The sequence below is a fragment of the Otoolea muris genome (assembly GCF_943193115.1).
GTDB lineage: Bacteria > Bacillota > Clostridia > Lachnospirales > Lachnospiraceae > Otoolea > Otoolea muris.
Genome location: NZ_CALPCY010000056.1, coordinates 21,568 through 29,202, shown reverse-complemented (window position 1 = coordinate 29,202; position 7,635 = coordinate 21,568). Strand labels below are relative to the sequence as shown.

Below are 7,635 nucleotides of genomic sequence, written 5' to 3'. Positions count from 1 at the left end.
ATATAGATTTATTAGATTGGACGTTGTAACTGTTAACCAGTAGTCATTTTTGACTACACCATTATTATACTAGGAGAGAGGAAGATGGATTTCGGAGTGACAGGTAAATTGGGAGGGTACTATCTGGCGGGGCAGTACCGGAAGAATGCAGCGGCTGGTAAGAGTGGAGGCGTGAGTTTTGCGGAGCTTGCGGCGGCAAAGGCGGCGGGGCAGTCGGATGTATCGGGAATGAGTTTTAAGGATATGTGGCAGGCGAGGTATCCCGGAGCGTACTACCATGTAATGGACGGTTCGGCAATATCGCAGGGAGCATGGGACAGGAACGATTTCCCTCTTGAAAAATTCTTTCGGGATGATACCGATACATCCGTAACAAACTGGAAGCCAACAGGGGCTGAGCCGGAAGCAACCAGTCCGCAGGTACAGTCACGGTGGAATTCTACATTAGGGCAGAAGTCGATTATTGTACCGCCGGAATTAGAAGAAAAGATGAAGAATGATCCTGAACTGGCTAAGAGGGTAATGGCAAATGTTGAAAATTTTATAACCACATATACAGCAACCTCTGTCAGACCAGGCAGGGTATGTTCATGGTTGATCTCACTTGATGAAAATGGAGAAATTGAAAAATATCGTGTAACAGGGGGCGGTGGTAACATATCCGGGCCTACGGAAGAAGAGCAGCGCCAGTTCGAGGCGGAGCAGGCGGCAAAGAAAAAAAGGCGTGAGGAATATGCCCGTCTGAACGAGGAAAGCGCCCTGAAACGCAGGCTGATGGAGCAGGAAGCAGACGAGAGATATTATAAGGACAGTATGACCAAAAAGGCGGTTTCGATTGCCGCATATGAGGTGGCGGGCATTTTGAAGTAAGGAAGATCATGCCCGGACTTACCGCAAGGGGGCATGGGCGGCCCTGAATGACAGAGGGGCCGCAGGTAAAATAAGAAGGAGGATGATTATTATGGCAATTTCAGGAGTAACGGATTACACGAACACATATGCGGCGGGCAGGACAAATGGGAACAGTTCCCTCAATGGGGATTCGCAGGCTTACTTGAATAGTCTGAAAGAGAAATACCCGGACGTGAACATAACGGTGGCAGACTTCAAGAATGGGAAACAGGAAGATGCTTATATGTTTGGGAGCAGCGGCGGCAATAACATAGTCATTGCGTCTAATATTATCGAACAGATGGCTTCTGACCCGGCAGCAGCGGCAAAGTATGAAAAGTATATTGCCGAAGTGCCGGAATCAGCGAAGATTATGAAAGACGGGATTGAGGCACATGGAAATGAGATGGTGGCCTGCGGCACAGCCATAGACAAAGATGGGAAAGTCACCTATTGGAGCGTCAGCAGGCATAAACCGTCCAAAGAAGACCAGTCTGTATCCTATAAAAAAACAATGCAGGAGCAGTTGGAGGAAAAGCGGGCAAAGAAGAAAGAGGAAGAAGCCCTGAAAGAAAAGAGGCTGGAAAAGGCGGAGACGCTGGAAAAGCTGCTGGAGAAGATCAGGACGAAAGCAGATGCGCCCGTGAAACTGCAGGAAGAAGGCAAAGGCGCACAGTTGGATTTGACCATATAGAAGGAGGGATTTTATCATGCGTATAGGAAATAACAGCCAGGGAATCTGGCAGCTCTTATCTGGCAGGACAAATACACCTTTTGCCGGGGCAAGGCGTTCCAGTGCAGGTGGCAGGAATACGCTGGAGGATTTGCTTACCGGGCATTACAAAAATTCGCATGGCGTGGAAGGCATGGTGATAACAAAGGGCAGTAACCGAAAAAGGATCATGCCTGTGTCAGATGAGATGAAGCAGTTTGTCTATAATAATGTGAAGGATGCGTTTTATAAGTATAACGGTATGTCGGGCGATAACGAGGCAGAGCAGAAAAGATATAGTGCGGCCATAAATGATTACCTGAAAACGGTAAAGAAGGAAGACCGTTCTGCCACCTCTTGGACTTTGGGGCAGATGAAGGTAAATTTTGCGAACAAGGTAGCCAGTGCCGTAAAGGAGAAAGTACCCGGCTGGACATATGGCAAGCCGATTCCGTCTGATGTGCTGGATGAGATTTTTGCGGATGAAGGTATCATATCAACGGTATCAGGAGAGGCAAAAGGGCTGGATATACAGATATAACCTTTACACCCTATTCCGCAGAGGCGCATAATGCTTTGCCTCTGCGGTCTGCCCGGAGGTGAGGGGCGGCTCTGAACGGGAGAAGGGAACCATAATATTAAAATGATGGAGGTTTTTGTAACATTATGAAAAAATTATTCTCGTTTTTACTTATTGCAATAATGTTTCTGCATGGATGCGGGAGCAGTGAAGCTGTCTCAAGCGGTGATTTACCGCCTATGCTTATTCTACATGATAAGAATTATGTAGCCTCCTATATGCCGGTGGATGAGTTGCCGGATGGTTATGAATACATTGGAGAATTGGCGAAAGAACAGGCAAATGACACTGGACTGGAAGGGTGTAAAATGTATGCTCTCATGGGGCATGACAGTCCCTCTGATATTTATGTATATCAGGAATGTGGAACACCTATTGATGAAAACACGATAGATATGACAAAATTGCAATGGGCTTATATGCAGTGGATTGTATCACCATCAGAAAAATAAAAGAATATTACCCAATATTTCAAGGAGAGATTAATAACATGAAAATCAAAATTTGCTATGCAATTTTGCTTGTGTTCATCGTCACAGGTGCTTTTTGTGGTTGTGGAACTACAACAAACGGAACGAAATCTTCATTTGAAGAGTTAGATGTTCACTATATAACTAATGATAATGGGACGTATACCTATGAAGGCAACATCTACGAGCATAAGATTGAGGTTTCTGGAATTGAAGGAGATTCGCAGGTTACATTTATTGTTTTAACAAATGATACAGAAACTAGTTTTGAAGATGTTTCTTATAGTTTAAAAAAAGCGGAGATGAGTGTTGGAATACCGGAATTTGTGATATTAGGATGGTATTATTAAGAGAAACGAAATGATTATTTTTAATGGGTGTATTTCCTTATGCATGTATTATCCTCGGAATATTCGCTTATTGATGGTACAGTAATGGGGATGTCTGCTACGGTAGCATATCCCCGATAAGCCACAGCCGGACAAGCCAAAGGGCAGGTATCTCCGGCATTTTGACAAAACAGAGAGAGGCGATTGAAATGGATATAACAGGAATAGCAAAAAGTCATCATGCAAAAAGCACCACAACGGGAAAGGCATCATCCAAACAGGAATGGAAACTGTCCGATTCCCTCCGGGAGAAGATAACAGGATGTCTATATGGGGAATAAGTTCCTCGCCCTGCGCAAAAGCGAGGTCGCCAAAGTCGCACCGGACAGGGCAGGCATTCTCAGCAGATTAGTGAGAGGAGGTGAAGGCCGGTATGGAATTTGGTCGGGGAGGTTAACAGGCATATTTGCATGGAGGTAATGAACCGCTCGGACTTATTATGAGGGAGCGGGAGCGGCTCTGAACGACAGATGGGCTGACAAAAATAATGGAGGAGATTAAGAAAATGAATGTAAATGGAATAGGAGCAACGGGATACCCGGCAGCAGGAAAAGCAAAGGTGCGTCAGGTACAGGACGGGACACAGAGTTTTGACCGGGAATTTATGGGGATGGCATCTCAGACGCCGCCTTCCTTTGTCGGAAAGGTCTGGACGAAAGAGGAACTTATGCAATCGGTTGATAAGCAGGTGCAGAGCAACCAGAGCAAGAAAATGTCCGTTTCTGATATGGTAAAGGCGACCTGCATAGAAGGGACAAGGGCACGATTCCGTTTTGCGGGAGAAGATAAGATATACACATTTGATGAATACATAAAGGAGCTTGACAAGCGTTCAAAGAACAATGCGTAGGTTGATTCTCATGGGAAAAAGAACAATAAAGAACAAATGATAAAAGGGAACCAAGCAGGAATATTTCATGTTTGGTTCCCTTATTAAATATCAGTGCGGGGAGGCGGTGGTCAATGGAAAAGGTGAAATGCCCGAAGGCATCGGCGGCGATACCGAGGATTTACCGCTTGAAGTTCCAGCGTGACATTTATAAGGATTTGCGGATTCTGGAGAAGAGTATCGGTGAGGGGGATGAGGAAAACTCCAACCTCGATTTATTCTCTCTGGAGATGTTCGAGAATATCGCCTATACGATGGCGAAACACGCAGACCCGCAGATACCGGGTGAAGTGGATGAATGGCTGGACGGATTCAACACCTTTTCGATATACCAAGTCCTGCCGCAATTGATAGAACTGTGGGGGTTGAACGTGAAAACGGATGTGGAGGCTAAAAAAACTTCGCCCAACTGAGCGGGAAATGACCACGCCGCTGTTCCTTCTGCGGTGTGTGCAGCTAGGGCTTTCGATGGCTGACTTGGAACTGCTTTCAATAGGATTAATCAATGATATGTACTGTGAGAGCCGCAATGATTCCTTTTCCTACGCTGTACTGGCTGATCAGGCCGCATATGACGCATTTTGATTGAAAAACAGCCTTTTTCTGCTATGATTGGTAGTGGAAAAGGGCTGTAAGTATGACTTACAAGTCGCAATTTATCGGAGGAAAACATTCATGAAAAAGATTACTTCAATGATTGGTATTATAATTTTTTTATTCCTTATAACATCATGTAACCATAAAGATGTTGAAGATATTTCTGCTGATACAACTCAGCAGGTAGAAGAAACTAAAAATCAACATATTGAATCGCAGGAAATTATTGAAACAGATTCTTTGAGTTGGCTTGAAATTACAGAGGATGGAGTTAATGAGGAACTTTATTTGGAAAATTTAGATGCAGAAGTATTAGAAGCAGTTGCTACGAAACTTCGAGCATTAGTTGAAGAAGAAGTCGAAGCAGAGCGGGAAAATCCAGAAATAGTGATAACTGAAGGTTGGACAAGGGTATTTGACAGTGAACAATATAATGAAGTGCTGAATATGGGTGAGTCGGCTATGAAGCCGTTATATTGGATTATCTACAAAAGTCCGAATGCGGGAATGTATGAATATATTTGTGCAACTGCATTATATGAATTGTCTGGTTATGATTTCACAAATGAGGATGGGAGTCTTACATGGGTCAATTCCAAAGAATTTCTTGATAGATTCAATGAAAAAATTTTAAGCGATAGAAAAAGATAACTTCTCATTTGCAGGGCTGATACAACAGCAGAAAAACAGAATAGAATTCTTACATAGGCACTTGCCATAACAGCAGGTGTCTTTTTTTACGCATTTTTTCAGGGAGCCTTTTGGCTTCCTTTTTTCGTGGGGAGGTGCTTTGGGTGGGAGCGTCAAGGATACAGGGCATTACGGTGGAGATCGGCGGCGACACCACAAAGCTGACCGCCGCGCTGAAAGGGGTAAACGGGGAGATACGCACCACGCAGTCACAGCAGAGAAAGTGCTTAAAGGCATCCCTTGTAATGCGCCACCGCCCGGATTTGCTTGGGGAGCTGATGGACTTGGAGCCGCCCGAAGGTGAGGATGTGGAAGCCTTGAAAGCATTTTGGGAGCAGGTACAGGAGCGGGAGAAGATGGCAGCGGAAATTGCAGATGATATCTTCCCCGTAGATTTCCATATATATGCAATTAAGTGTCCTGAAAACTGCATGATGCAGATAGGGGTGGAAACTGTCTGGCAGGTGATAGATGGCTCATTCAGCGGAGATAAGAAAACCATGAAGCAGTTAAGGAAACTGTTTAAAAAGATATATCTGTATTATGGTGTCACTGCCGAAGATATAAAAAATGAAACGGAAAGGTATAAGTCACTTTTAGGGGTATTGTGTTCATAGATGCCAGTTTCCGAGCCTTACGGAAAAGCAATATCCCCAATAAGCCACAGCCTGACAGGGTAGGCATCCCCGGTTTTCCGGCAGATTGGGGAATATAATTGTGATAAGAGAGGTATTTGGGATGTTAAAAAAGCTGAACCAAATTACAAATATAACAATCGGTTCTTTTGTAGGAGTTTTCATTGGATGTGGAATAAATGTATTTTGGGATTATAAAAAACACCCTGATTTATATACTATGCAATCAGCACCGTGGTACACAAGTATTTTTGTTTATGGCATAGTTATGCTTATTTTTGTGACGGTGGCGATTATTGCGAAGCTAATCATCCGAAAAAAGATGAAAAAGGAAATAAAGCCAATAGACGAATATCCCCAATAAGCTACAGCCTGACAGGGCAGGCATCCCCGGCTTTCTGACAGATTGGGGGAGCAGGGAGAGGAGGTGAAGGTCGGTATGGAATTTGACCGTGGAACGTAAATAAAGTTTTTTGCATGGAGAAATAAACTGCTCGGACTTATCACGAGAGAACAGGAGCGGTTCTGACCGACAGAGGAGCCGCAATATTAAAAATAATGAAGGATGAAAGGAAATGAATGTTAATGGAATAGGAGCAGCAGGATACCCGGCAGCAGGGTATGAAACGAGAAGGACAAGAAGGAATTACATCGACCAGATGTGCAACATGGTTCCGGCAGCACAGTCATCCGGCGGCACATTTGAGTTACATATTTCAAACGATAAGGACGGAAAGGCAATCGGCTCAATGTGCGGGGCGGATTATTCCCTTACGGTCTATCAGCCGAAGGACTTTGACCTGCAAACCCGGTATATAAGGTGAAGGTATGGGATAAAGACGGAAATGTAACAGAACGCATGGTGGATGTGTCAAAAGTTGATACAACGGGCAGTGACTATATTGATATGTTTGCATATTCCAGCCACTTATTGGCAAGCTGGAAATGTCCGGGCGCACAGTCCGCTGTTATCAGGGCAGGGGCAAATCAGCACGGTGCTGACAATAGGACACATGATGACCTGTTCGGGATGAATGACTGGATCAGCGTTTTAAAGGATGCTATGCAGACACAGTATGATGCCGGGAATCTGAAGGGCTATCTGGATTATAAGCAGTTTTGGGACTTCATGGATAAGTAAACCATGCGGGATTTATTGCATAAGTGGTTCTTTATATATCTGAACCATACGAAGAAAACCAATAAAGCACAAACGATAAAAGGGAACCGGCAGGGATAGGCTGGTTCCCTTATTGTATACCAATGAAGAAAGACGGCTGCCAGAGCAAGTGAAGCGTCTTTTCTGTACGGATTTTTAGCAATACACATGGATACCCTACTTTTCTTCTTCCGGTGCAAGCCTGGAACGGCACAGGTGTACTTCGCTCCATTCCTTCATCTGTTCCAGGATGGGGACGAAGCTCTCGGCCAGCTCCGTAAGGGTATATTCCACCTTGGGCGGTATCTCCTGGTAAATCTGGCGGTTGATCCAGCCATCGTTTTCCAGTTCCCGGAGCTGCTTTGTCAGCGTTGACTTCGTGATCTCGTCTCCGATCCTCCTTTGCAGCTCCCCGAACCTCTGGACCTTATATACAGCGATATACCACACAATGAGAATCTTCCATTTTCCACCGAGGATGGACTGCAGGGTGGTCATCGGGACGCAGCTTGCCATCAGGCTCTGGCTGCGGGAAAATTTGTTGTCAGCCATAGAAAAGACCTCCTTTACATGGGGAAATTATACCGTATTTTGCGCCTGTTATCAAGATAGTGTATTTTTAA

Annotated in this window: 12 protein-coding genes and 1 pseudogene; 12 read left to right on the top strand and 1 reads right to left on the bottom strand. The window is 44.7% G+C overall.

Annotated features, from left to right (window positions below; all coding sequences use genetic code 11):
* The first annotated feature begins 84 nt into the window (after positions 1-84).
* The 12 genes and pseudogenes from NFS31_RS22135 (at position 85) to NFS31_RS22080 (ending at position 6,994) form a co-directional block, all read left to right on the top strand.
* Entirely contained in the window at positions 85-870 is a 786-nt protein-coding gene (locus NFS31_RS22135) for a hypothetical protein (RefSeq protein ID WP_251500061.1), read from the top strand.
* 91 nt (positions 871-961) lie between these two features.
* On the top strand, positions 962-1,585 hold the full coding sequence (locus NFS31_RS22130) for a DUF6033 family protein (protein ID WP_251500060.1): 624 nt from the start codon (positions 962-964) through the stop codon (positions 1,583-1,585).
* Positions 1,586-1,601: 16 nt separating this feature from the next.
* On the top strand, positions 1,602-2,144 hold the full coding sequence (locus tag NFS31_RS22125) for a DUF3879 family protein (protein WP_150838526.1): 543 nt from the start codon (positions 1,602-1,604) through the stop codon (positions 2,142-2,144).
* 125 nt (positions 2,145-2,269) lie between these two features.
* Entirely contained in the window at positions 2,270-2,635 is a 366-nt protein-coding gene (locus NFS31_RS22120; RefSeq protein WP_150838527.1) for a hypothetical protein, read from the top strand.
* A 38-nt stretch (positions 2,636-2,673) separates the two neighbouring features.
* Positions 2,674-3,003 carry a hypothetical protein gene (locus NFS31_RS22115; RefSeq protein WP_160259851.1) on the top strand — a complete coding sequence of 110 codons (330 nt, stop codon included), beginning with the start codon at positions 2,674-2,676 and terminating at the stop codon, positions 3,001-3,003.
* A gap of 544 nt (positions 3,004-3,547) precedes the next feature.
* A complete protein-coding gene (locus NFS31_RS22110) occupies positions 3,548-3,892 on the top strand; it encodes a hypothetical protein (protein ID WP_251500058.1) in 345 nt (114 codons plus the stop codon).
* 113 nt (positions 3,893-4,005) lie between these two features.
* Positions 4,006-4,344 (top strand): hypothetical protein, encoded by a 339-nt coding sequence (locus tag NFS31_RS22105; protein ID WP_251500056.1) that lies wholly within the window; start codon positions 4,006-4,008, stop codon positions 4,342-4,344.
* Positions 4,345-4,606: 262 nt separating this feature from the next.
* Positions 4,607-5,179: a hypothetical protein gene (locus NFS31_RS22100; RefSeq protein ID WP_016229186.1), complete on the top strand. Its 573-nt coding sequence runs from the start codon at positions 4,607-4,609 to the stop codon at positions 5,177-5,179.
* 143 nt (positions 5,180-5,322) lie between these two features.
* Positions 5,323-5,437 (top strand): annotated as a pseudogene (locus NFS31_RS28040) (phage tail tape measure protein); the annotation flags it as partial.
* Between the two features lie 519 nt (positions 5,438-5,956).
* A complete protein-coding gene (locus NFS31_RS22090) occupies positions 5,957-6,217 on the top strand; it encodes a hypothetical protein (protein WP_251500053.1) in 261 nt (86 codons plus the stop codon).
* A gap of 211 nt (positions 6,218-6,428) precedes the next feature.
* The gene (locus NFS31_RS22085) at positions 6,429-6,677 is read left to right on the top strand and encodes a hypothetical protein (RefSeq protein WP_251500052.1); all 249 of its coding nucleotides are present in this window, start codon (positions 6,429-6,431) and stop codon (positions 6,675-6,677) included.
* The gene (locus tag NFS31_RS22080) at positions 6,674-6,994 is read left to right on the top strand and encodes a hypothetical protein (protein WP_251500051.1); all 321 of its coding nucleotides are present in this window, start codon (positions 6,674-6,676) and stop codon (positions 6,992-6,994) included. Before NFS31_RS22085 ends, NFS31_RS22080 begins: the two co-directional genes overlap by 4 nt.
* A gap of 195 nt (positions 6,995-7,189) precedes the next feature.
* On the opposite strand, the gene NFS31_RS22075 is transcribed toward NFS31_RS22080, so the two are convergent.
* Positions 7,190-7,564 (bottom strand): winged helix-turn-helix transcriptional regulator, encoded by a 375-nt coding sequence (locus NFS31_RS22075; RefSeq protein ID WP_251500050.1) that lies wholly within the window; start codon positions 7,562-7,564, stop codon positions 7,190-7,192.
* Between the last annotated feature and the right edge of the window lie 71 nt (positions 7,565-7,635).

Bases quoted from the DNA above. Each gene is read 5' to 3' on its own strand.
- NFS31_RS22135 (WP_251500061.1), top strand. From the start codon at position 85: ATGGATTTCGGAGTGACAGGTAAATTGGGAGGGTACTATCTGGCGGGG.
- NFS31_RS22130 (WP_251500060.1), top strand. From the start codon at position 962: ATGGCAATTTCAGGAGTAACGGATTACACGAACACATATGCGGCGGGC.
- NFS31_RS22125 (WP_150838526.1), top strand. From the start codon at position 1,602: ATGCGTATAGGAAATAACAGCCAGGGAATCTGGCAGCTCTTATCTGGC.
- NFS31_RS22120 (WP_150838527.1), top strand. From the start codon at position 2,270: ATGAAAAAATTATTCTCGTTTTTACTTATTGCAATAATGTTTCTGCAT.
- NFS31_RS22115 (WP_160259851.1), top strand. From the start codon at position 2,674: ATGAAAATCAAAATTTGCTATGCAATTTTGCTTGTGTTCATCGTCACA.
- NFS31_RS22110 (WP_251500058.1), top strand. From the start codon at position 3,548: ATGAATGTAAATGGAATAGGAGCAACGGGATACCCGGCAGCAGGAAAA.
- NFS31_RS22105 (WP_251500056.1), top strand. From the start codon at position 4,006: ATGGAAAAGGTGAAATGCCCGAAGGCATCGGCGGCGATACCGAGGATT.
- NFS31_RS22100 (WP_016229186.1), top strand. From the start codon at position 4,607: ATGAAAAAGATTACTTCAATGATTGGTATTATAATTTTTTTATTCCTT.
- NFS31_RS22090 (WP_251500053.1), top strand. From the start codon at position 5,957: ATGTTAAAAAAGCTGAACCAAATTACAAATATAACAATCGGTTCTTTT.
- NFS31_RS22085 (WP_251500052.1), top strand. From the start codon at position 6,429: ATGAATGTTAATGGAATAGGAGCAGCAGGATACCCGGCAGCAGGGTAT.
- NFS31_RS22075 (WP_251500050.1), bottom strand. From the start codon at position 7,564: ATGGCTGACAACAAATTTTCCCGCAGCCAGAGCCTGATGGCAAGCTGC.